Genomic DNA, 24,098 nt, shown 5'->3' with positions numbered 1-24,098 from the left:
TTCTTTTTTGGGGGGAGTGATGGTGGATGCGTGCGTCCAGGCGCGCCCGGCGGCGATCCGCACGGGTGGAGTGCGTTCTGCCGTTGGGGGATGAAGCCGCCCATTGGGCACGGAAGCTGACCGAGACGCTTCTCCTCCACCGGCAGATGCCCGCGCTCACGGCCGACCGGGTGGAGGACGCCAGCTTGGTGGTCTCCGAACTGGTCACCAATGCCACTCGGCACGGCCGCGGCGAGTGCCGGCTGCGGCTGCGTGCGGGCGGGAGACGGGTCACCGTCGAAGTGCACGACGACAGCCCCCACTGGCCCCGCGTACGCCCCATCGCCGAGCTGGCGGAGAACGGGCGCGGCCTGGCCATGGTGCGACTGCTGGCCCGCCGGCTCTCCGTCCCCGGGGACGTCGGCGGCGGCAAGACCGTACGGGCCGTCCTCGCAACCGCCTGCCGGTAGTTCGTCAAATTCGGCGGTAGAGGTCAATACGGGTCGGAGCGGACTTCGAAGTCGGCCCAGCCGAGTTCGTCCTTGATCTGCTTGTCGCTCTGCTCGATCCACGGCCGCAGTCCGTAGAGGCGGACGGTCTCGGCGAGGTCGGCCGGCGGGCGCTCGTTGGTGGTGGGGTGGGGTGCGTCGGGGTGGGGCAGGCTGGCGGCCAACCCGACCTGCCGTCACCCCACACCACCGCCCGACATGACGAGCTACCGGTAGGCGTCCAGGACGAGTTGCGGCAACTCACGGGCTTGCGCTGCTCCGTGACGAGCGGGAACAGCGGGGCGGCGCCGAAGGCTTGCCCTCACGCCTCTCGCCGGGCCACACCGCTCACTGCTGCTCCTGCCTCAGCCTGCCGTCCAGGCCCGCCAGATGCCCACGCAGCCGCGCGAGGTCAACTGGAAGCGGTCGAAGTGCCGGGCCAGTTGGTCGCGGAGGTCGTGGTAGTCGTCCTGGCCGTTGTGGAAAGCGCCCTGTTTGTTGAGCCAGTTCATGGTCCAGCGGCCGCGGGCGCTGACCGGGACGCCGGAGGACAGCACCGTGGCGCCGAAGACGACGCCGCCGGGGCGGACCAAGGCAGCGGCGTGCTTGAGGGCGATGCCCTTCTCCTTGATGCTGCCGGGGACACAGTGGAGCAGGTAGTTCATACCGACGGAGTCCATGGACCGCTCGGGGAGCGGCAGGGGCTCCAGGACGTTGGCCCGGACCACGGTGACGTCGTGGCGGCGGAGGCGGTGGGCCGTGTGCGCCAGGGAGTTGGGGTTGAGGTCGACGAGGGTGATCCGGGGGTTGTCGACCGGGAATTTGGCGTGGTCGAGGAGGTAGCCGGTGCCGACACCGATCTCCACGTGTGCGGCGCCGACGCAGGTGTCGTACAGCTTTCGGGAGACGGCCGGCGGGCACTGCCAGGCGAGGGGCGCGGTGCCCCGGAAGACCGCCAGGTCGTACAGGTTGAGGAACGGCTTCGTGTAGCCGGACTGCCCTTCGATGACGTCCTGGTCGAGGAGCTGGGTGGAGCTGGCGCTGGTGGTGGTCATCTTGTTCCTGTCATGTCGAGACCGTCGTGTCCTCAGTGAAGGACCTTGAGCCAGTCGTGTACGGAGCGCAGGGTGGACCCGCTGTGCTCTCGAATGATCGAGAAGTGGTTTCCGGCCGTGTCGACACTGCTGTGCGGGCGGTTCCAGCACGTGCGCCAGTCGTCCGGCGCTCCGTCGAAGGGAGGTTCCGCGGCCCGGACGAGCAGCGTCGGCGCGCTGATGTCCACCGGGGGCCAGCCGTGGAACAGGCGGGCGTAGTGGGCCATGGCCGTGAGGTAGGCGTCGTCCCGGGTTCCCTCGGTCCAGAGGACGTCGCCCTCTCCCGTGGCGCGGGACCGACCGATGTGGGCGTGGAGGTGCGGGAGCATCGCGCTGTCCGGGTGGTGGCTGTCCAGGAGGACGACGGCGGCGGGGGCGGCGCCGCGCTCCTCCAGGGCGGCCGCGGTGGCGTGGGCGAGCCAGCCGCCCGCCGAGTAGCCGACCAGGACGGCCGGTTGGCCGTCGGCGCACTCCCGGACGCTGTCGGCTTGGAGCCGGGCCAGCGCCTCGACGGAGGCGGGGAGCGGTTCCTGCCAGGTGAAGCCGGGTGCCGGCAGGACCCAGATGTCGTGCTCGCCGTCGGAGGCGGCGGCCAACCGGGCGTACTGGTGGGCCCCCGAGCCGCCGGCGAACGTCGGGAAGCAGATCAGCCGGGCGGGTTCGGAGCCCCGGGCGAGGCGGACGTGCGGGACGCGGAACCGCTCCTCGGGCGCGTCGAAGGTGGGGCGGAAGTCCGCGACGCGCAGCACCAGTTCCTGGAGCTCTTCGGTGCGGCCCAGCTCGTGGGCGCGGGCGAAGAGCGGAGCCAGGGTGGACGGGGCGTCGGCGGCGCTGTTCCCGGGGGTGTCCGTGGAGTCCGCCGCCGGCCGCTGGGCGGCCAGGTGCCGGGTGAGGGCGGCGATCGTCGGGTACTGGAACACGAGGGACGGGGGCAGCCGGAGGCCGGTGTCCGCCCCGAGGCGGTTGCGCAGGTCCACCGCGGTTAGCGAGTCGAAGCCCAGCTCGGGGAGGGGGGTTTCGTCGTCGACGGAAGCGGTGTCGGCCAGCCGGAGGACCTTGGCGACGTACTCGCGGACCAGTGCGGCGACGATCCCTTCCCGCTCGTCCTCCGCCGCGGCGGCCAGGCGCTCGCGGAACTCCCGAGCCCGCTCGCCGCCGGTCTCACGGGAGCCGACGGCACCGTGGGAGACCCCGGTCAACTCGGGCCAGAACCGCTGGCGTTGGAAGGCATAGGTGGGGAGTTCCACCAGCTTCGCTCCGCTGTCGGCGAGCATGCGCTCCCAGCCCGTCGCGACGCCCCTGACGTGGAGCCGGACCAGCGCGTCGAGGAGTGTGGTGGATCCGCCGTCGGCGCCATGGGTCGACACCACGAGGACGTCGTCGCCGGGGATCTGCTCCGCCGTCGGGGGACCGATCCGCAGGATCTCGCGCACGCCCTCGGCGGTCAACCACTTCGCGGCGCCCGCCGGTTCGCCGGCCCTGCTCCAGTGCTCGGGGGAACGCAGCTCCTCCGGTGCGACGGGGCGGCCGGTCCGGCTGGAGACCAGGGGGACAGCCGGCGGACGCACCGCCAGGTCGGCGGCGACGTCGGCCCGGTCCAAGGCGGCGACCAGGGACGCCGCGTCGGCCAGGGACAGCGCGCCGGCGCAGTGCGCCGCGGCCACTTCGCCGACGCCGTGGCCGGCGAGGAAGCCGAAGCGCAGGCCCCAGTGCTCCAGGAGCCGGAACAGCGCCACGTCCTCGGCGAAGAGCGCGGCCCGGGCGAGGACCGGGTCGTCCGGCGCCTCGCGGTCCCCGGTGAGGATCTCTCCCAGCGGCCGGTCGAGGTGGGCGGCGAAGACGGCGGCCACCTCGTCCACGGTCGAGGCGAACGCCGGTGTCCGGACGTACAGTTCCTGGGCGAGTCCGCCGCGCCCACCGGGCTCTCCGGTGAACAGCAGTGCCGCCCGACCCCCGGCACGGGCCGTGCCCCGGACGAGGAGGGCCGAGGCGTCGTCCGCCGTCAGGGCCCTTAGGGCCGCCAGTAGTTCGTCGCGGTCCCGGCCGACGAGCACGGCGCGGTGTTCCAGCCCCGCCCGGGTGGCGGCCAGCGAACGGGCGATGTCGGCCGCCGACAGGTCGGGGTGTTCGCCGACGAATCCGCACAGCCGCTCGGCCTGGGCCCGCAGGGCCTTCCCCGTGCGGCCCGACAACACCCAGGGCAGGGCGGGGAGTTCGACGGCGAGGTTCCCGGACCCGGCCGTTCCGGTAACGGAGCCGGCGGAGTCGTTCGGGGCCTGTTCCAGGACGACGTGGGCGTTGGTGCCGCTGATGCCGAATGCCGAGACGCCGGCCCGGCGGGCCCGACCGTGGTCCGGCCACTGCCGGGCCTCGGTGAGCAGTTCGACGCCGCCCGCGGTCCAGTCGACGTGCGGGGTCGGGTCGTCGACGTGGAGGGTGGGCGGCAAGACGCCGCGATCCATGGCCATCACCATCTTGATGACACCGCCGACGCCGGCCGCGGCGGCGGTGTGGCCGATGTTGGACTTCACCGAGCCGAGCCACAGCGGGGCGTGGGCCGGCCGGTCCTGGCCGTAGGTGTCCAGGAGCGCCTCGGCCTCGATGGGGTCGCCGAGGGTGGTGCCGGTGCCGTGGGCCTCGACGGCGTCGACGTCCCGACCGGTGAGGCCGGCGTTGGCGAGGGCCTGGCGGATCACGCGCCGCTGGGCGAGGCCGTTGGGGGCGGCGAGGCCGTTGCTGGCACCGTCCTGGTTGGTGGCCGTGCCGCGGATCAGGGCCAGGACGGGGTGTCCGTGGCGGTGGGCCTCGGAAAGAGGCTCGATGAGGAGCATGCCGACTCCCTCGCCCCAGCCCGTGCCGTCGGCAGCCGCGGCGAACGCCTTGCAGCGTCCGTCGGGTGCCAGCCCGCCCTGTTGGCTGAACTCCACGAACGCCCCGGGGGTGGAGAGGATGGTGGCCCCGCCCACCAGGGCGGAGGTGCAGTCTCCCTGGCGCAGGGCCTGGACGGCGAGGTGGAGGGCGACCAGGGAGGAGGAACAGGCGGTGTCGACGGTGATGGCGGGGCCTTCGAGGCCGAAGGTGTAGGCGAGGCGGCCGGAAGCGACGCTGTTGGAGGTGCCGGTCATCAGGTGCCCGGCGGTGTCGTCGGGAGCGGACTGGAGCAGCGGCAGGTAGTCCTGGCCGGCGATGCCGACGAAGACGCCGGTGCGGCTGCCGCGGACGGACTCGGGCGACAGCCGGGCCCGTTCGAAGACCTCCCAGGTGACTTCCAGGAGGAGGCGCTGCTGAGGGTCCATGGCCAGCGCCTCGCGGGGGCTGATGCCGAACAGGAGGGGGTCGAACCGGTCGGCGTCGCGCAGGAAGGCGCCGCGGCGGACGTAGGTGTGTCCCGGCCGGCCGGGCTCCGGGTCGTAGAGATCCGTGGCCCAGCCGCGGTTGGCCGGGAAGGAGGAGGTGGCGTCGCGGCCCGAGGCGACCAGGTTCCACAACTGTTCGGGGGTGGCGACGTCACCGGCGTAGCGGCAGCCCATGGCGACGACGGCGATCGGCTCGTCGGCGACGGGCGCGGTGCGCACCGGTTCGGCGGTGTGCGGGCCGGTGTCGGTCAGTCGGTTGAGCAGGTGGGCGGCGAGCTTCTCGGGGGTGGGGTGGTCGAAGGCGGCGGCCGGGGTGAGGCGGACGCCGGTGGCGGTGTCGAGCCGGTTGCGGAGCTCCATCGCGGTCATGGAGACGAAGCCCAGGTCGGTGAAGGGCCGAGTGACGTCGACGTCGGCCACGGAGGCCAGGTTGAGGACGGCGGCGGCGTGCTCGCGGACGGTCTCCAGGATGACGCGTTCCCGTTCGGTGGGCGGGAGGCCGTCCAGACGGCCGCGGAAGCCGGTGGGCTCGTTCCCCTCGTCGTCCTCCCGCACGGCCGCGGCCGGAGTCGCTCCGGGAGAGACCCTCCTGGGTGCGGTCTCCAGCCAGTAGCGGCGGCGCTGGAAGGCGTGGGTCGGGAGGTCGACCACCCGGCGTCCCCGCCCGAGTTGGGCCGTCCAGTCCACCGCGACCCCGCGGACCTGGGCCTCGGCGACGGAGGTCAGGAGACGCTGGAGGCTCCCCTCGTTGCGGCGCAGCGAGGCCAGCACGACGCCGTCGGTGGCGGTGTCGTCGAGGACCTCCTCGACGGACACGGCGATGACGGGGTGGGGGCTCATCTCGACGTAGGTGCGGTGTCCAGCGGCGACGAGTCGGCGCAGGGCGGGGTCGAAGCGGACGGTCCGGCGTAGGTTGCGGTACCAGTACGCGGCGTCGAGTCCGGCGGTGTCGATCACGTCGCCGGTGACGGTGGAGAAGAACGGGAGCACGGCCGTTCGGGGGGCGATCCCGGCGAGCAGCGGGGCGAGTTCGGCCTCCAGGGATTCGACGTGGGCGGAGTGGGAGGCGTAGTCGACCGCGACGCGGACGGCGCGGACACCCTCTTGTTCGGCGGCGGCCAGCAGTTCGTCCAGGGCCCGGGGTTCACCGGAAACGACCACGGACGAGGGGCTGTTGACGGCGGCGATCGACAGACGCGCGCCCCAGGTGGCGAGGCGTTCGCGGGCCCGGTCGGCGGGGAGGGCGAGGAAGACCATGCCACCGCGGCCGGAGAGGCGTTCGGCGACGAGGCGGGAGCGCAGGGCGACGATCTGGGCGCCGTGTTCGAGGGAGAGGGCGCCGGCGACGCAGGCGGCGGCGATCTCTCCCTGGGAGTGGCCGACGACGGCGCCGGGTTCCACGCCGTAGGAGCGCCAGAGAGCGGCCAGCGAGACCATCATGGCCCACAGAGCGGGCTGGACGACGTCGACCCGGTCCAGGGGGCAGCCGCCGTCGGTGCCGCGGACGACGTCGACCAGGGAGAAGTCGACATGCGGTTCGACGGCGGCGGCGCACTCGTGGAGCTTGTCGCAGAAGACCGGGGCGTCGCGGTACAACTCCGCGGCCATGCCCACCCATTGGGAGCCTTGGCCGGGGAAGACGAAGACGGGCCTGCCCGGTGCGATGGCGACGCCCTCGACCAGGCCGGGGACGCTCCTGCCCTCGACGAGCGCGGCGAGGCCGTTGAGGTAGTCGTCGCGGTGGGTGCCGAGGACGACAGCGCGATGGTCGAAGCGGGTCCGCGCGGCCAGCAGGGTGTGGCCGACGTCCGGCGGGGAGAGCTCCGGGTGATCGAAGACGTGATCGCGTAGCCGGGCCGCCTGTTCACGGAGGCCGCGGGCGGTGCGGGCGGAGACGGCCCAGGGCCAGGGGCCGGTTCCGGGGGGCTGGTCGGCGCTCTGCTCCACGGGGGCAACCGGCTCCTGGCCCCCGGCGGGGGCGGGGCGGTCCTGGGCCTGTTCCAGGATGAGGTGGGCGTTGGTGCCGCTGATGCCGAAGGAGGAGACGCCGGCCCGGCGGGGGCGGCCGGCGCGGGGCCAGTCGCGGGCCTCGGTGAGGAGTTCGACGGCGCCGGCGGACCAGTCGACGTGCGGGGTGGGTTCGTCGGCGTGGAGGGTGGGTGGCAGGACGCCCTTGCGCAGCGCCATCACCATCTTGATCACGCCGCCGACGCCGGCGGCGGCTTGGGCGTGCCCGATGTTGGACTTCAACGAGCCCAGCCAGAGGGGTTCGCCATTGGGCCGGTTCTGGCCGTAGGTGGCCAGGAGGGCCTGTGCCTCGATGGGGTCGCCGAGGGTGGTGCCGGTGCCGTGGGCCTCGACGGCGTCGATGTCGGTGGGGTTGAGTTTGGCGTTGGTGAGGGCGGCGCGTATGACGCGTTGTTGGGAGGGGCCGTTGGGGGCGGTCAGGCCGTTGGAGGCGCCGTCTTGGTTGATGGCGGAGCCGCGGATGACGGCCAGGACCGGGTGTCCGTTCCGGCGGGCGTCGGACAGGCGCTCCAGCAGGATCATGCCGACGCCCTCACCCCAGCCGGTGCCGTCGGCGGCGGCGGAGAACGCCTTGCAGCGGCCGTCCGCGGCCATCCCGCGCTGCCGGCTGAACTCGACGAACATGCCGGGGGTGGCCATGACGGCGACGCCGCCGGCCAGAGCCAGTCCGCACTCGCCCTGCCGTAGCGACTGGACGGCCTGGTGGAGGGCGACCAAGGACGCCGAGCAGGCGGTGTCCACGGTGACCGCGGGGCCTTCGAGGCCGAAGGTGTAGGCGAGGCGGCCGGACATGACGCTGGCGAGGAAGCCGGTCGAGTAGCCCTCAAGGTTTTCAGGGGAGTCGCGGACCAGGAAGGCGTACTCCTGGCTGCTGGTGCCGACGAAGACGCCGGTGCGGCTGCCGCGCAGGGCGGCCGGAGTGACGCCGGCGCGCTCGAAGGTCTCCCAGGTGACCTCCAGGAGCAGGCGCTGCTGGGGGTCCAGGGCCAGTGCCTCACGCGGGCTGATGCCGAACAGCCCGGCGTCGAAGGAGGCGACGTCGTCGAGGAAGCCGCCCTGCTGGGCATAGGTCTTCCCGACGCGGTCGGGGTCGGGGTCGTAGAGGCCGTCCAGGTCCCAGCCGCGGTCGGCGGGAAACGGCGTGACCGCGTCCTGCCCCGTGACGACCAGGCGCCAGAGCTCCTCGGGCGAGCGGACGCCGCCGGGGAAGCGGCAGCCCATCGCCACGACCGCGATGGGTTCGCCCGCGGCGTCCTCGATTTCCTTCAGGCGGCCGCGCGTCTCGTGGAGGTCGGCGGTCACCTTCTTGAGGAAGTACCTGACCTTGTCGTCGCTCACCATGTGAATCCACCTCGTATCGAAGTCACCGTTGTCCCCTCGCATCCGGGATGCGACGCGGGATCAGGAGATGCCGAGTTCCTTGCTGATGAAGTCGATGACTTCGTCGTCGGTCGCCTGGTCGAGATCGTCGACGAGGGGCGTTGCGTCGTCCTCGACGCGGGCGTCCCTGCCCCACTGCCTGGCGAGCGCCTGCAGCCGGGCCGCCACCCGTTCCCGTTCGCCCTCGTCGAGCCGAACGGCGGCGAGTTCGGCGGCCCATTCGTCGAGGCGGGTAAGGAGGGGGACGACAGGCGAGCCCAGGCCAACCAACAGGACGCCTTCGACGTGGTCGGTGAGGGCGGCCGGGGTCGGGTGGTCGAACACGAGCGTGGTGGACAGGGCCAGTCCGGTCGCGGCGTTGAGGCGGTTGCGGAGCTCGACGGCGGTGAGCGAGTCGAACCCGAGCTCCTTGAAGGCGCGTTGGGGTTCCACTCCCTCGGGGGTGGCGTGTCCGAGGACGAGGGCGACCTGGCCGCGTACCACGTCCAACAGGGCCTGGTGGCGGTCTTCGGGCGCGAGGGAGCCCAGGCGGTCGCGCAGGGCGTCCGCAGCCGGGGCCGGCGCGTCCTCCGCGGCGGCGACGTGGACCAGGTCGCGCAGGGGCGCGGCGAGGGATCCGCCCGCCGCGGTGGCGCGCAGGGCCCGGATGTCCAGGCGCACCGGCAGCAGGACCGGTCGGCCGGAGGCGAGGGCCGTGTCCAGGAGGGCGAGGCCGTCGTCGGTGGTCAGGCCGGTGATGCCGGAGCGCTTCATGCGGTCCAGGCCGGCCCGGTCCAGGTTGGCGGCCATGCCTCCGGTTCCGGACCACATACCCCAGGCGAGGGAGGTGGTGGGGAGGCCCTGGTCGTGGCGGTGGGTGGCCAGCGCGTCCAGGAAGGCGTTGGCGGCCGCGTAGTTGGCCTGGGCACCGGCGCCCAACGTGCCGGCGACGGAGGAAAAGACCGCGAAGGCGGCCAACTCCCGGTCCAGAGTGAGCTCGTGGAGGTGCCAGGCGCCGTCGGCCTTGGGCCGGAAGACGGTGTCGATCCGCTCCGGCGTCAGGGACTCCAGGAGGCCGTCGTCCACCACACCCGCCGTGTGCACCACGGCGGTCAGGGGGTGTTCGGCCGGAACGGCGGCCAGCAGGTCGGCCACGGCGGCCCGCTCGGCGACGTCGCAGGCCACGGCCCGTACCGTCGACGCGCCCAACGCCGTGAGCTCGTCGGTGAGTTGCGTCATGCCCTCGGCGTCGGGGCCGCGGCGGCTGGCCAGGATCAGGTGTCCGACCTTGTGGGTGCGGACCAGGTGCCGGGCCACCTGGGCGCCGAGCGCCCCGGAGGCGCCGGTGACCAGTACGGTCCCGTCGGGGTTCCAGGCGGGCGGCACTGTGAGGACGATCTTGCCGATGTGGCGTGCCTGGGAGAAGTGGCGGAACGCCTCGGGAGCCTGCCGGACGTCCCAGGTGGTCACCGGAATCGGTCGGAACCGCCCGCCGTCGAACAGGGCGAGGATCTCCGCCAGCATCCCGGCGATGCGCTCCGGCCCGGCGTCCATCAGGTCGAACGCGCGGTAGGCGATGCCCTCGTACGCGGCCGCGACCTCGTCGGCGTCCCGGATGTCGGTCTTGCCCATCTCGATGAAGCGGCCGCCCGGGCGGACCAGCCGCAGTGACGCGTCCGCCATCTCCCCGGCGAGGGAGTTGAGGACCACGTCCAGCCCATGGCCGCCGGCCGTCGCGGCGAACCGCGCCTCGAACTCGCCGGTGCGCGAGGAGGCGAGGTGTTCGGCGTCGATGCCCAGGCCGCGCACCGTGTCCCACTTGGCGGGGCCGGCCGTCGCGAACACCTCGGCGCCGAGGTGCTGCGCCAACTGGACGGCGGCCATGCCGACGCCGCCGGCCGCGGCGTGGACCAGCACGCGGTCGCCCGGCTGCACGCCGGCCAGGTCGACCAGGCCGTAGTAGGCGGTGAGGAAGGCGACCGGGACGGATGCGGCCCGGTCGAAGGACCAGCCCTCGGGGATCCGGGCGAGCATCCGGTGGTCGGCGACCGCGACCGGGCCGAGGCTGCCGCGTGCCAGGCCCAGGACCCGGTCGCCGACGACGAGTCCGGTGATGTCCGGCGCCGCCTCGGTGACCACGCCCGCGATCTCGCCGCCCAGCGACCGTTGGTCGGGCACCATGCCCAGGGCCATCACCACGTCCCGGAAGTTCAGCCCGGCGGCGCGCACCGCGACCCGGACCTGCCCAGGCGCCAGCGGGGCGGCGGCCTCGGGGAACGGGGTGAGCGCCAGGTCGTCGACGGCGTTGCCGGCGCCGGCCCGCTCCAGGTGCCACTCCCGGGTGCCGGGCGGCGGCACCAGAATGCCCGCCGGGACGCCGCGGGCCAGCCTGGGCACCAGCACCCGGCCCTCCCGGAGGGAGAGTTGGGGCTCGTCCGCGGTCGGGAGCGAGGGCAGGGCCGCCGTCGAGGCGTCGTGCCCGTCGAGATCGGCCAGCACGAAGCGGCCGGGGTGCTCCGCCTGCGCGGAGCGCACCAGTCCCCAGACTGCGGCGGCGGCCGGGTCGGCGACCGGTTCGCCTGTGGCGACGGGCATGGCGCCCCGGGTCAGCAGCACCAGGCGGGCCGGGGCCAACCGCTCCTCGGCGAGCCAGCCGTGGAGCACGGCGAGGACGCGGCCGACCAGAGCACGCGCGGCGGCCGCCTTGTTCCCGGCGGTCTCGGCGTCGCCTTGGCAGGGCAGCAGGACGAGGTCGGGCACGGGCTCGCCGGCGCCGGTTGCCGCGGTCAGCGCGCCGAGGTCGGCGAAGGCCGGGGCCGACAGAGCGGCGGCCAGCTCCTCGTCACCCAGGACGGCGCAGCGCACGGCTGCCGAAGTGGCCGTGGTCGGCGTCCAGTCGAGGTGGAAGAGGGCGTCCTGGGCGTGGGAGGCCCGGAGTTGTCGGGCGGAGACGGACCGGGTCACCAGGGAGCCGATCGAGGCCACCGGGACGCCGCGCCCGTCCCACAGGGCCAGGGCCACGGTGTCCGTCCCCGTCGGGGTCAGACGTACGCGGAGCGCCGGTTCGGCGCCGCCGTGGAAGGACACCTCCCGCCAGGAGAACGGGATGCGCACCTGTGACGGGTCGGCGCCGTCCCGACGGAGGAGGGCGGTGTGCAGGGCGGCGTCGAGGAGTGCCGGGTGGACGCCGTAGCGGCCGGCGCCGGACCGCACCGCCTGGGGGAGGGCGATCTCCGCGAGCACCTCGTCGCCGAGCCGCCAGGCGCGGGAGAGGCCGCGGAAGGCGGGGCCGTAGGCGAAGCCGGCGGCCGCCAGGTCCGCGTAGAACCCGTCGAGGGGGACGGGTTCGGCGCCGGCGGGCGGCCAGGCGGCGCCGAACCCGGCCGGGGCGGGGGCGGCCTCAGGGACGAGAATGCCGCGGGCGTGGCAGACCCACGGCTCGTCCGCCGCGGCCTCCTCGGGCCGGGAGTGGACGGCGAGCGGGCGGTGGCCCTGTTCCTCAGCGGGCCCCACCCGCACCTGGAGGTGGACGGCACCCCGGTCGGGGAGGTTCAGCGGGGCTTCCTGGGTCAGTTCGAGCAGGAGGCGGCAGCCGAGTTCGGCTCCGGCGCGGACGGCCAGTTCGACCACGGCGGTGCCCGGGACGAGCGTGGCGCCGAGGACGACGTGGTCCGCGAGCCAGGTCTCGGTGCGGCGCGACAACCGACCGGTGAAGGCGGTGCCCTGGTCGTCGGCGAGTTCCAGGGCGGCGCCGAGCAGCGGGTGGTCGAGTCCGGTCAGGCCGGCCGCGGTCACGTCGGTGTCGGAGCCGGTGTGGTTCCAGGGGAAACGGCGGCGCTGGAAGGCGTAGGTGGGCAGGTCCACCCGGCGGGCGCCGGTGTCCGGGAGAAACCGGGTCCAGTCGACCGGGACGCCGTGGACGTAAGCCTCGGCCACCGCGGCGAGCGCGGTGTCGGCCTCGGGACGGCCGCCGCGCGACACGGAGGCGAGCACGGCGCCGGTGGCGCCGGGTTCCGCGGCGAGGCAGTCCTGGACCATGGCCGTCAACACTCCGGCCGGGCCCACCTCCAGGAACGCACGCACGCCCTCTTCCAGGAGCCGGCTGACGCCGTCGTGGAAACGGACGGCCTCACGGGTGTGGCGGACCCAGTACGCGGGCGAGCACAACTCGTCGGCGCCGGCGATCTCGCCGGTGAGGTTGGAGACGACCGGGATGCGGGGCGGGTGGAAGGCGAGCTTCTCGGCGATCCGGCCGAACTCCTTGAGCATGCCGTCCATCTGCGAGGAGTGGAAGGCGTGGCTAACCCGGAGCCGCCTGGTCTTGCGGCCCCGGTCCCGCCAGTGCGCGACGCAGCCCAGCACGGCCCCCTCGGCGCCGGACACCACGACGGCGTCGGGTCCGTTGACGGCGGCGAGGGAGAGTTCACCAGCGTGTTCCGTCAACCAGGGCAGGATCTCCGCCTCGGTCGCCCGGATCGCCACCATGGCGCCGGCGCCGGGGAGTTCCTGCATCAGCCGACCGCGGGCGGCGACGAGGGCACAGGCGTCCGCGAGCGACAGAACGCCGGCGGCGTGTGCGGCGGCGAGTTCACCGATGGAGTGACCCAGGAGCAGGTCGGGGGCGAGGCCCCAGTGGGTGAGCAGGCGGAAGGTGGCGACCTCGTGCGCGAACAGGGCGGTCTGGGTGTAGGCGGTCTGTTCCAGGCGCGCGGCCTCGGGGGTGCCCTCGGAGGCGAACAGGACGTCCTTCAGCGGACACTCCAAATGGGGGTCCATCTGGCGGCAGACCTCGTCGAGGGACTCGGCGAACACCGGGAAGGCGGCGGCCAGTTCACGTCCCATGCCGGGGCGCTGGCTGCCCTGGCCGGAGAAGAGGAAGGCCAGTCGGCCGTCGGCCGCGGTCCCCCGGACGACACCGGGGGCAGGGCGACCCTCGGCCAGCGCCGTGAGTCCGGCGAGGTGGCCCTCGCGGTCGGTGGCCCACACCACGGCCCGCTGGTCGAGCGCCGCGCGGGAGGTCGCCAGGGACCAGCCGACATCAGCCGGACGCAGCTCCGGGCGGGCCATCACCTCGGCGGCCAGCCGCTCCGCCTGGCCGCGCAGGGCGCGGTCGCCACGAGCGGCGATCACCCAGGGCACCCGGTGCGGCTGCGGGCCCGGTGCGGCCTGTTCCCCCTCGGCGGTGTCGGCGGCGGGGGCCTGTTCCAGGATCACATGGGCGTTGGTGCCGCTGATGCCGAAGGAGGAGATACCCGCCCGGCGGGGGCGGCCGGTCCGGGGCCAGTCGTGGTTCTCGCCGAGCACCCGGATCCCGCCGGAGGTCCAGTCCACGTGCGAGGACGGCTCGTCGGCGTGCAGGGTCTTGGGGAGCACCCCTTGCCGGACCGCCATCACCATCTTGATCAGGCCGGCGATGCCTGCCGCGCCCTGGGTGTGGCCCAGGTTGGACTTGACCGAGCCGAGCCACAACGGCCGGTCCGCGGGCCGGTTCTGGCCGTAGGTGGCTAGGAGGGCCTGTGCCTCGATGGGGTCGCCGAGGGTGGTGCCGGTGCCGTGGGCCTCGACGGCGTCGATGTCGGTGGGGTTGAGTTTGGCGTTGGTGAGGGCGGCGCGTATGACGCGTTGTTGGGAGGGGCCGTTGGGGGCGGTCAGGCCGTTGGAGGCGCCGTCTTGGTTGATGGCGGAGCCGCGGATGACGGCCAGGACCGGGTGTCCGTTCCGGCGGGCGTCGGACAGGCGCTCCAGCAGCACCAGGCCGGTGCCTTCGCCGAAGCCGGTACCGTCCGCCGCGTCGGAGAACGCCTTGCACCGGCCGTCTGACGCCAGCCCGCCCTGCCGACTGAACTCGCTGAAGACGCCGGGCGTCGTCATCACCGTGGTGCCGCCCGCCAGGGCCATCTCGCACTCGCCCTGCCGCAGCGACTGGACGGCCTGGTGCACGGCCACCAGGGACGCCGAGCAGGCGGTGTCCACGGTGACCGCGGGGCCTTCCAGGCCGAACACATAGGAGAGACGGCCCGACAGGACGCTGGCCGCGTTGCCGGTCATGTGATAGCCCTCGATGCCCTCGGCCACCGCGACGCCGCTGCCGCCAGCCACGTAGAGGGACCCGACGAAGACCCCGACGGGCCGGCCGCGCAGCGACTCGGGGTCCAGACCGGCCCGTTCGAGGGTCTCCCAGGCGGTCTCCAGCAGCAGCCGCTGCTGGGGGTCCATCGCGGCTGCCTCGCGCGGGCTGATCCCGAACAGGTCCGCGTCGAACTCCGCGGCCCCGTCGACGAATCCGCCCACCAGGGTGCACGTCCGACCGGGCTGGTCGGGGTCGAGGAGGTCCTCGACGTTCCAGCCCCGGTCGGTGGGGAACGGCGTCATCGCGTCGGTCCCGCTCTCCACCAGCCGCCACAGGCCCTCGGGCGAGGACACGCCCCCCGGGTAGCGACATCCCATCGAAACCACCGCGACCGGCTCCTGGGCCGCCGCCTCCGTGGCGCGCAGGCACTCCCGGGTCTCCAACAGTTCGGCGGTGAGGCGCTTGAGATATTCCAGCGTCTTGCCGTCATTGGTCATGTCGAACGTGCTGCCCTTCAAAGGAGATTCAGGACCTCGTGGAACTCACCGTCGGTGGCGCCGAGACCGCAGTGGTGCACCATCGGGGGAGGACGTCAGGCTGTGCCGAAACGCAGCGGCAGGGCGTCCGGCCCGGCGACGCCCAGCGCGTGCCGCCAGGTGACCTCACCGACGATCTGCGGTGGGTCCAGCCGGGTCGCCAGCGCCGCCAGGCCCTCGGTGAGTTCGAGCCGCGCCAGCGCCGTGCCCAGGCAGAAGTGCGGGCCGCCGCCGAACGCGAGGGAGGGCGCCTCCCGCTTGACGGTGATGTCGAAGGTGCCGGCGTCAGCGAACACCCGGGGGTCGCGGTGCGCCGCGTGGGCGCACATGAAGACGGGGGTGCCGGTGGGAATGCGGACGCCGTTGACCTCGAAGTCCTCGGCGGCAGTGCGGGTGGCCGTTACGGGCAGGGTAGGGCTCCAGCGCAGCACCTCCTCGACGGCCTGGGGAGCCAGCTCGGGGTTCTCCTTGAGCTGCATCCACTGGTCGGGGTGCTGGGCGAAGTCGTACATGGCGAGGGCCAGTTGGTGGTTGGTGGTCTCATAGCCGGCGACCAGCACGGTGGCGACCAGGGTACGCAGCTCGTAGTCGTCCAGGGTGCCGTTGTGGAAGGCGCGGACGATGTCGGAGGTGAGGTCGTCGCCCGGCTCCACCTTCCGCTTCTCGATGGCTGCCACCAGGTAGTCGAACATCCGGCCAAGGCCCTGCTCGACCTTGGCGAGCGCGTCCTGGTCGTTGGAGAGCGCCAGCCCGAGGTTGGTCTCGATGGAGAGGCGGCCGACGGTGTCGTAGTCCTCCAGCGGGAAGCCCAGCAGTTGACACATCACCACTGCCGGCAGCGGGTGGGCGAAGTGCCGCACGAAGTCGAACTCGCCCTTCGGTAGTTCATCGACCAGTTGCTTCACGGTGGACCGGACGAAGGGCTGCACCTCGGTGATCCGGCGAGGGGTGAAGGGGTGGGTGGCAAGCCCGCGGAGCCGGCGGTGGTCCGCGCCGTCCAGGCTCTGCAGGAAGTCCACCATGAAGTCGCGTACCGGGCCCTGGGGGGTTCCCACCACATCCACCAGGCCGCGGAAGCCGGAGACGAGCCGTTTGTCACGGGCCAGTTGGTCGGCCTCGTCGTACCGCAGCACCAGGAGGGCCAGCGGGGTGCGGGCGATCCAGGACTTCTCCCGGGCCTCGGCCACCTCAGGGGAGTCCCAGGCGAAGCTGGGGTCGGTGAAGTCCAGGAACGGCAGGTCCGCCCAAGACGGCTCGGTGTGTGCGGTGGTCGACATGTTCGATCCTTCCCTCGGCGTACGGGAGCGGTGCCGCTCCGCGTTCTGCTCCGCGAAACCTGATGCGGTCTTGGAGTCGGTGGTGGTCATGGTCCGGCCGGCCGGTCACCGGGCACCGGCGGGCGCGTCCGTCCCGTTCAGCAGGCCGTGCGCCCGCACCAGCGCATGGCCTTTGAGGAGCACCTCGTCGAACTCCTCGTCAGGGTCCGAGTCGAGGACGATGGCGCCGCCGGCGCCGATGACCGTGCCCGAGCCGGTGGTCACCGCAGTGCGGATGACGATGTTGAGATCGGCACCGCCGGAGAGTCCGAAGTAGCCGATGGTGCCGGAGTAGATGCCGCGGGCCGACTGCTCCAGCCGGTCGATGATGGCCGTGGTCCGCAGCTTCGGGGCGCCGGTCATCGAGCCGCCGGGGAAGCAGGCCCGGACGCAGGCGACCGGGTCCACGTCGGGCCGCAGCCGGCCCCGGACGGTGGTGACCAACTGGTGCACCGTGGCGTACGACTCGGTGACCATATAGGCGGGGACGTCGACGGAGCCGACCTCGCACACCCGGCCCAGGTCGTTGCGGAGCAGGTCAACGATCATGAGGTTCTCGGCCCGGGTCTTGGCGGACGCCGTCAGCGACCGGCGCAGCGCCTCGTCGCTGGCCGGGTCCGCGCCGCGGGGTGCGGTCCCCTTGATCGGCCTGCTCTCGGCAACGCCGTCCGGGGCGATCCGCAGGAACCGTTCCGGGGAGGAGCACACCACGCTCAGCTCGCCATGGCGCAGGAAGGCACCGTAGGGGGCGGGGTTGTGACGCCGCAGCAGCAGGTGGTAGCCGAGCGGGTCCTTGACGGCGGGCAGCATGATGCGGTTGGTCAGGCAGATCTCGTAGCTCTCGCCGCTGTGCAGTTCGTCGAGGCAGGCACCGATGTCGGCGGTGTACGCGGAGCGATCGCGGGAGATGCCCCGCTCCGAGGGCGCGGAGGCGGCCTGGCGGGTCCCGTCGACCGGGGCGGGGTCGGGCAGGGCGGCGGCCCGGCGGGCCGTCTCCTCCACCCAGGCGCGGGCCGTCGTCGTCTCGTCCTCGCCGGTGGTGGTGATGGCCAGGACGTAGGTCCTCTCCTCCTGATGGTCCACCACGACCAGGCGGTCGGTGAAGGTCCACACGGCGTCCGGGGTCTCGGCGGTGTGGGCGTTGGGGCTCCCGCAGTCGCCCTTGAGCTCGTAGCCGAAGTAGCCGACGTAGCCGCCGTTGAGGTCGAAGGGCAGGTCCGGCGTGGTGAGGCGGCGGGTGCGGAGCCGCTGCTGGAGCACGTTGAAGATGCTGCCGGGCTCGGTCCGTTCGCCGTCGGCGTCGCGGACGGCCACCCGGTTCTCGCCGGTGCGGTAGGTCAGGGTCTCGGTCAGGGGGCCGGAGTCGTCGCCGAGGAAGGAGAACCGGGCGCCGCCGATCCCCGGTGCGCTGCTGTCCAGCCAGAAGGAGTTGTCGCCGGCCGCGAACAGCGCGGTGAACAGCTCCGCGGTGTCCACTGCCCGGTCCAGGACCTCGACGACGGGACGCAGTTCGGGGCCGGTGGCGCGGGTTGCTTCCCGGGCGGATGCCCAGCGCGGCCGCTCCAACGGCGCGGCGGCGTAGCCGGCGCCGACCAGCCTGGCGAAGTTCTGGAGCAGATGGGCGCCCCATTCGCTGGCTATGGACTCGGGGTGAAACTGCACGCCCCAGCGCGGCAGGGTGCGGTGCCGCAGCGCCATGACGGTGCCGTCCTCGGCCCAGGCGGTGGCCTCCAGCTCCTCCGGCAGCGGTTCGGTGGCCCGCAGCGAGTGGTAGCGGACCGCGACGAAGTTCTGCGGCAGGCCGTCGAACAGGTCCCGGCCGGTGTGGCGGACCTTGGCCAGGTGGCCGTGGCGAGGCGTGCCCTCGGTCACCTCCGCGCCGTGCCGGTGGGCGATGGCTTGGTGGCCCAGGCAGACGCCCAGGACGGGCACGTCCGTCCAGCGGTCTAGGACCTCCTGGCAGAAGCCGAGGTCGGCCGGGTGCTGGGGGCGGCCGGGGCCCGGAGAGATGACCACGCAGTCGAACATGCCCGGGTCGAGTTCCGGCCAGGAAGGGACGTCGTTGACAACGACCGTCGGCTCTTTGCCGTACACCTCGGCGATTAGCTGGAACAGGTTGTAGGTGTAGGAGTCGTAGTTGTCTATCAAGAGCACACGCATGGGGCGCCTCCCAGCGGGATTCGAGCGGGACCGGGCTACTGGCCGAGCTGGTCGTCGATGAAGTCGAAGACTTCCTCCAGGGAGGCCGCCGAGCGGAGCTGCTCGATCGCCTCGCCGCCCCCGCCCGTAGCCGGTGCGGGATCAGGAACGACCGCGTGCGGCTTGGACGTTGTGGCACCGTCGCGGGTGTTCCCCGCCGCCGGCGCGTCGGGTACCAGCAAGGTGCGCAGGTGCCGGCCGAGCGCGACGGGGGTGGGGTGGTCGAAGACCAGGGTGGGCGGCAGGCGCAGTCCCGTGGCGCCGTTGAGTCGGTTGCGCAGTTGGAGGGCGCGCAGCGAGTCGAAGCCGATGTCCGCGAAGGCGCGGCGTTCGCCGACGGTGCGCGGGTCGTCGTAGCCGAGGACTGCGGCGACATGGGTGCGGACCAGCGTCAGCAGATGGGTGTCCTGTGCGGCCTCCGGGGCGCCGGCCAGGCGCTCGGCCAAGGAGTCACCGGCGGCGACTTCCGGGGCAGTGGCGCGGGCGGCGGCGCGGCGCACCGGGGTGCGGGCGAGTCCGCGCAGCAAGGGCGGGACGTCGGCGTCGCCGCTGCCGAGGGCCACGGTGTCCAAGTGAAGGGGGAAGAGCACGGGGGCGTCGGTGGCGCGGGCGAGGTCGAGCAGGGCGAGTCCCTGATCGTCGGAGAGCGGCCGGACGCCGGAGCGGGCCATCCGCCGTACGTCCGCCTCGCCCAGGTCGCCGGTCAGCCCCGATCGGGATTCCCACAGGCCCCAGCCCAGCGCGAGGCCGGACAGCCCGGCGGAGCGGCGGCGGGTGACCAGGGCGTCCACGAAGGCGTTGGCCGCCGCGTAGCTGCCCTGGCCGGCGGGCCCGAGCACGCTCGACAGGGACGAGAAGGCCACGAACGCCACGTCCGGGTCGCTGACGAGCTCGTGCAGGTGCCAGGCCGCGTCCACCTTGGGACGGAGCACGTGGTCGGCGCGCTCGGAGGTCAGTGAGGTGAGGACGCCGTCGTCGAGGGTGCCGGCGAGGTGTACCACGGCCGTCAGGGGCTGGTCGGTCGGGATCGAGGCAAGGGCCCGCTCCAGGACGCCGCGGTCGGCGGCGTCACCGGCCACCAGGTGCAACTCGGCTCCCTGCGCGCTTAGTTCGTCCACGAACCCGGCGGCCCCGTCGGTCGCGGCCCCGGAGCGGGAGACGACCATGACGCGCCGGATCCCGTGGGAGGAGACCAGGTGACGGATGGTCATCCGGCCAAGAACGCCGAGTCCACCGGTCACCAGGACCGTTCCGTCGGTGCGCCAGAGTGGTTCGCCGGTGGACGCCGGGGTGGTGGTCCGGGCCAGGTGCGGTACCAGGAGGGTGCCCTCGCGCACCGCGGTCCGGGCGTCGTCGCTGTGCACGGCGGCCGGGAGCACGGCGGCGGAGGCGGCGTGGGCGTCGAGGTCGACCAGGGTGATGCGGTCGGGGTTCTCGGACTGGGCCGAGGCCACCAGCCCCCACACGGCGGCGCCGGCGGGGTCGGGCGCGGCGCCGGGCGCGGTCGCGACGGCGCCACGGGTGAGGACAACGAGGCGGGAGGCGGCGAGCCGGTCGTCGGCCAGCCAGTCCTGAACTGCGGCCAGGACGCGGTGGACGGCCTGGTGCGCGGCGGTGGCCGGGTCGGACTCCACCGCGACGGCCGGCTGGGCGAGGACGACGACATCGGGCGCGGGAGCGCCGGTGTCCAGGGCGGCGCGCAGGGCCGCGAGGTCGGCGTGGTGCTCGTGGTCGGTGGCGGTCGCGGGGTCCTCAGGGCCGGTCCAGGCCCAGCGCCGGGTGTCGGGGACGCGGGGTTCGGACCGGGTGGCGGGACGCCATTCCAGGTGGAGCAGCGAGGCGCCGGCCGAGGCGGCGGTCCGGTGCAGGGCCTCGGCGGTCACCGGGCGCATCCCGAGGGACGCCACGGTGGCGACGGGGCGGCCGGTGGGGTCCGTGGCGGTGAGTGACAGCGAGTCGGGTCCGGTGGACCGGATCCGGGCGCGCAGTCGGTCGGCCCCTGTGGCGTGCAAGGCAACACCGTTCCAGGAGAACGGAAGCAGGGTCACGCCGTCGTCCGGGGCCGTGCCGGAGAGACCGGTGAACGCCGCGGCATGCAGCGCCGCGTCGAACAGTGCGGGGTGCAGCCCGTAGTGGCTGGCATCGCCGCCGTCCTCGGGGAGCCCGACCTCGACGTAGGCGTCCCCGTCGAGGCGCCAGCAGCGGCTGAGGCCCTGGAAGGCGGGCCCGTAGTGGAGCCCGCTCTTGGCCAACTGCCGGTAACAGTCGTCGAGTTCGACCTCCTCGGCGCCGGCCGGAGGCCATGGTTGGGGGAGGCTCTCGCCGTGCCCGTTGCCGGGGGCGAGGGTGCCTTCGGCGTGCCGGGTCCAGGGCTCGTCGGCGCCGGCGTCGCCCGCACGGGAGTAGAGGGTGACGGTGCGGCGGCCGGTACCGTCCGGTCCGCCAAGGGCTAGCTGGAGGCGGACGGTGCCCTGTTCGGGCAGGAGGAGCGGGGCTTGGAGGACCAACTCCTCCAGCAGTTCGCAGTCGGCCTGCGCGCCGGCGTGCAGGGCCAGTTCGACGAGCGCGGTGCCGGGCACCACGAGGACGTCGGCGACGCCGTGGTCGGCGAGCCAGGGGTGGGCCGCGGCCGAGAGTGTGCCGGTGTACAGGGTGGTGCCGCTGCCGTCCGCGAGCGGGATCGCGGCGCCAAGCAGGGGGTGGTCCGCCCCGTCCAGGCCGGCCGCCATCACGTCCGTCTGCGGCGCGGCATCGTCCTCCAGCCAGTAGCGGCGCCGCTGGAAGGCGTAGGTCGGCAGGTCCACCAGGCGGGGGTCGGCGTGCTCGAAGGCAGGTGACCAGTCGACGGCGACGCCGTGGGCATGGGCCTCGCCGACCGCGGCCAGCAGCCGCGCCGGGCCGCCCTCGTTGCGCCGCAGCGAGTCGAGGGTCAGGACGCCGTCGGCGGCCGCGTCGTCGGCCGTCTCCTGAACACCGACGGTCAGCACCGGGTGCGGGCTCATCTCGGCGAAGCCGGTGTGACCGTCGGCGATCAGCCGGCGGACGGTGCGGTCGAACTGGACGGTCTCGCGCAGGTTGGTGATCCAGTACTCGGTGTTCAGGGTGGTGGTGTCGATGGGCTCGGCGCACACCGTGGAGTAGAAGGGCACCGCCGTCCGCTGCGGTTCGACGCCGGCCAGGGCCTCCAGCAGGGTCTTGCGGATCTCTTCGACCTGCGGAGAGTGCGAGGCGTAGTCCACGGGGATCCGCTTGGCGCGTATGCCGTCGGCGGTGAATGCCCCGATGGTTTCGTCCAACGCCGCGGGGGCGCCCGAGATCACCACGGACCGTGGTCCGTTGACGGCGGCGACCGACACCGAGTCGGGCCGGCGCGCCAGTTCGTGGAGCACCCGGTCGACGGGGGCGGTGACGGAGACCATGCCGCCCCGCCCGGACAGCACCCGCAGGGCCCGGCTGCGAAGGGCCACGATGCGGGCCGCGTCCTCCAGCGAGAGGGCACCGGCGACGTGGGCGGCGGCGATCTCGCCCTGCGAGTGCCCGACGACGGCGGTGGGTTCCACGCCGAACGATCGCCATACCGCGGCGAGGGAGACCATCACCGCGAACAGCGCGGGCTGTACGACGTCGACGCGTTCCAGGGTGGGCGCGCCGGACCTGCCGCACAGCACCTCGGTGAGCGACCAGTCCGTGTGGGAAGCGAGAGCCTTGTCGCACGCCTCGATCGACTCGCGGAACACCCGGGAGGTGCCCATGAGTTCGGCGGCCATGCCGGGCCACTGGGAGCCCTGACCGGGGAAGACGAAGACAAGGCCGTCGCGGTTGGCGGCGGTGCCCAGGGCGGTGCCCGCGGACTCCTGACCGTCGGCGAGGGCAGCCAGGCGGGCGAGTGCCTCGGTGCGGTCCGCGGCCACCACGACGGCCCGGTCCGGCAGGGCGGCCCGCGAGGCCGCCAGCGAGTGGGCGGCATCCGCGTCGGGCACCTCGGGGTGGGCCGTCAGGAACTCCCGGACGCGCCGGGCCTGGGCCCGCAGGCCGGCCTCGCCGCGGCCGGAGAGCAACCAGGGCAGCGGCCGGGCGGCGACGCCGTCCTCGTCGGGCGACGGGGCGGTCGCGCGCGGCGCCTCGGGCTCGAACTCGGGCTGTTCCAGGATGACATGGGCGTTGGTGCCGCCCACGCCGAACGAGGAGACGCCGGCCCGGCGCGGGCGGCCGGTCTCGGGCCAGGCCCGGGCCTCGGTGAGCAGTCGCACGGTGCCGGAGGACCAGTCGACGACGGGGGTCGGCTCGCTGATGTGGAGGCTGCGCGGTAGCACCCCGTTGCGGAGTGCCATCACCATCTTGATCACGCCGGAGACGCCGGCGGCGGCTTGGGTGTGGCCGATGTTGGACTTCAACGACCCCAGCCACAGTGGCTGTTCGGCGGACCGGCCCTGGCCGTAGGTGGCGAGGAGGGCCTGGGCCTCGATCGGGTCCCCGAGCCGGGTGCCGGCGCCGTGCGCGTCCACGACGTCCACATCGGTCGTCGTCAGTCCGGCGCCGGCCAGTGCCTGGCGGATCACCCGCTGCTGTGCCGGGCCGTTGGGCGCCGTCAGACCGTTGGACGCGCCGTCCTGGTTGACGGCGGAGCCGCGGACGACGGCTAGGATGCGGTGTCCGTTGCGCCGCGCGTCGGAGAGCCGTTCCAGGACCAGCACTCCCACGCCCTCGGACCAGCTACTGCCGCCCGCGTCGGCGGAGAACGAGCGGGCTCGCCCGTCGGGCGCGAGGCCGCGTTGACGGCTGAACTCAACGTAGCCCCAGGGCGTGGACATCACGGTGACGCCGCCAGCCACGGCAAGCGAGCACTCCCCTCTGCGCAGCGACTCGGCCGCCAGATGCATCGCCACCAGGGAGGACGAGCAGGCAGTGTCCACGGTGACCGCGGGGCCCTCGAAACCGAAGGCGTAGGAGAGGCGGCCTGAGGCGACGCTGGGCATGCTGCCCACCACGCGGTAGCCCTCGGCGCTCGGTGGCACCTGCCGGATCCGGGCGCCGTACTCGCTGTACATCAGGCCGACGAACACCCCGGTCCGGCTGCCGTGCAGCGAGGTCGGGTCGAGCCGGGCCCCCTCAATGGCCTCCCAGGTCGTCTCCAGCAGAAGCCGGTGCTGGGGGTCGATGGTGACCGCCTCACCGGGGCTGATCGAGAAGAAGTCCGCGTCGAAGTCCGGGGCGTCGTAGAGGAATCCGGCGTGCCGGGTGACCGTGGTGCCGATGCGGTCGGGGTCCGGGTCGTACTCGACGTTCCAGCCGCGGTCTGTGGGGAACTCGGAGATGGCGTCCGTCTCGGTGCGCACCAACTCCCAGAGGCCGTCCGGGGAGCTGACGCCACCGGGCAGCCGGCAGCCCATGCCCACGATCGCGATCGGCTCGTCGCCCCCCGCGACTCCCGGACCGACGGTGGCCCCAGGGGCACCGTCGGCGCCGAGCAGCAGGGCGCCGACGTGCTCGGCCAGCGCCTGCGGGGTCGGGTAGTCGAAGACGACGGTGGCGGGGAGGACGAGGCCCGTCGCCTCGCCGAGCAGCTCACGCAGCCGCGCGGCGGCCCGTCCGCGGATGCCCTGTTCGCCGAAGGCCCGAGCGGGGTCCAGCCGCAGCGGGCCGTTCCCGTCGATGGCGGCGGAGGCGTGGGTA

Annotated in this window: 6 protein-coding genes and 4 pseudogenes; 1 reads left to right on the top strand and 9 read right to left on the bottom strand. The window is 73.4% G+C overall.

What is annotated here, in order from left to right:
• The first annotated feature begins 146 nt into the window (after positions 1–146).
• A complete protein-coding gene (locus PV796_RS01825) occupies positions 147–449 on the top strand; it encodes an ATP-binding protein (RefSeq protein WP_342456875.1) in 303 nt (100 codons plus the stop codon).
• Positions 450–481: 32 nt separating this feature from the next.
• Here PV796_RS01825 and PV796_RS01820 read toward each other — a convergent pair.
• The 9 genes and pseudogenes from PV796_RS01820 to PV796_RS01790 form a co-directional block, all read right to left on the bottom strand.
• A pseudogene (locus PV796_RS01820) lies at positions 482–652 on the bottom strand (IS701 family transposase); the annotation flags it as partial.
• A gap of 180 nt (positions 653–832) precedes the next feature.
• The gene (locus tag PV796_RS01815; protein WP_274910992.1) at positions 833–1,522 is read right to left on the bottom strand and encodes a class I SAM-dependent methyltransferase; all 690 of its coding nucleotides are present in this window, start codon (positions 1,520–1,522) and stop codon (positions 833–835) included.
• A gap of 59 nt (positions 1,523–1,581) precedes the next feature.
• Positions 1,582–8,328 (bottom strand): annotated as a pseudogene (locus PV796_RS01810) (type I polyketide synthase); the annotation flags it as partial.
• 18 nt (positions 8,329–8,346) lie between these two features.
• Positions 8,347–14,727, bottom strand: a complete 6,381-nt coding sequence (locus tag PV796_RS01805; protein ID WP_446750667.1) for a type I polyketide synthase — start codon at positions 14,725–14,727, stop codon at positions 8,347–8,349.
• A 239-nt stretch (positions 14,728–14,966) separates the two neighbouring features.
• A complete protein-coding gene (locus tag PV796_RS01800; protein ID WP_274910989.1) occupies positions 14,967–16,277 on the bottom strand; it encodes a cytochrome P450 in 1,311 nt (436 codons plus the stop codon).
• A gap of 15 nt (positions 16,278–16,292) precedes the next feature.
• Positions 16,293–18,386: an aminodeoxychorismate synthase component I gene (gene pabB, locus PV796_RS01795; RefSeq protein ID WP_274910988.1), complete on the bottom strand. Its 2,094-nt coding sequence runs from the start codon at positions 18,384–18,386 to the stop codon at positions 16,293–16,295.
• Positions 18,387–18,421: 35 nt separating this feature from the next.
• Complete coding sequence (locus PV796_RS42205; protein ID WP_446750666.1) at positions 18,422–19,096, bottom strand: beta-ketoacyl reductase; 675 nt, start codon at positions 19,094–19,096, stop codon at positions 18,422–18,424.
• Positions 19,097–19,156: 60 nt separating this feature from the next.
• Positions 19,157–19,666: pseudogene (locus tag PV796_RS42200) on the bottom strand (SDR family NAD(P)-dependent oxidoreductase); the annotation flags it as partial.
• 78 nt (positions 19,667–19,744) lie between these two features.
• Positions 19,745–23,896 (bottom strand): annotated as a pseudogene (locus tag PV796_RS01790) (type I polyketide synthase); the annotation flags it as partial.
• Positions 23,897–24,098 lie beyond the last annotated feature (202 nt).

The organism is Streptomyces sp. WZ-12 (genome assembly GCF_028898845.1).
Lineage (GTDB): Bacteria > Actinomycetota > Actinomycetes > Streptomycetales > Streptomycetaceae > Streptomyces.
The sequence above is the reverse complement of the archived record's forward strand: the minus strand, read 5'-3'. Positions and strand labels throughout refer to the sequence as shown.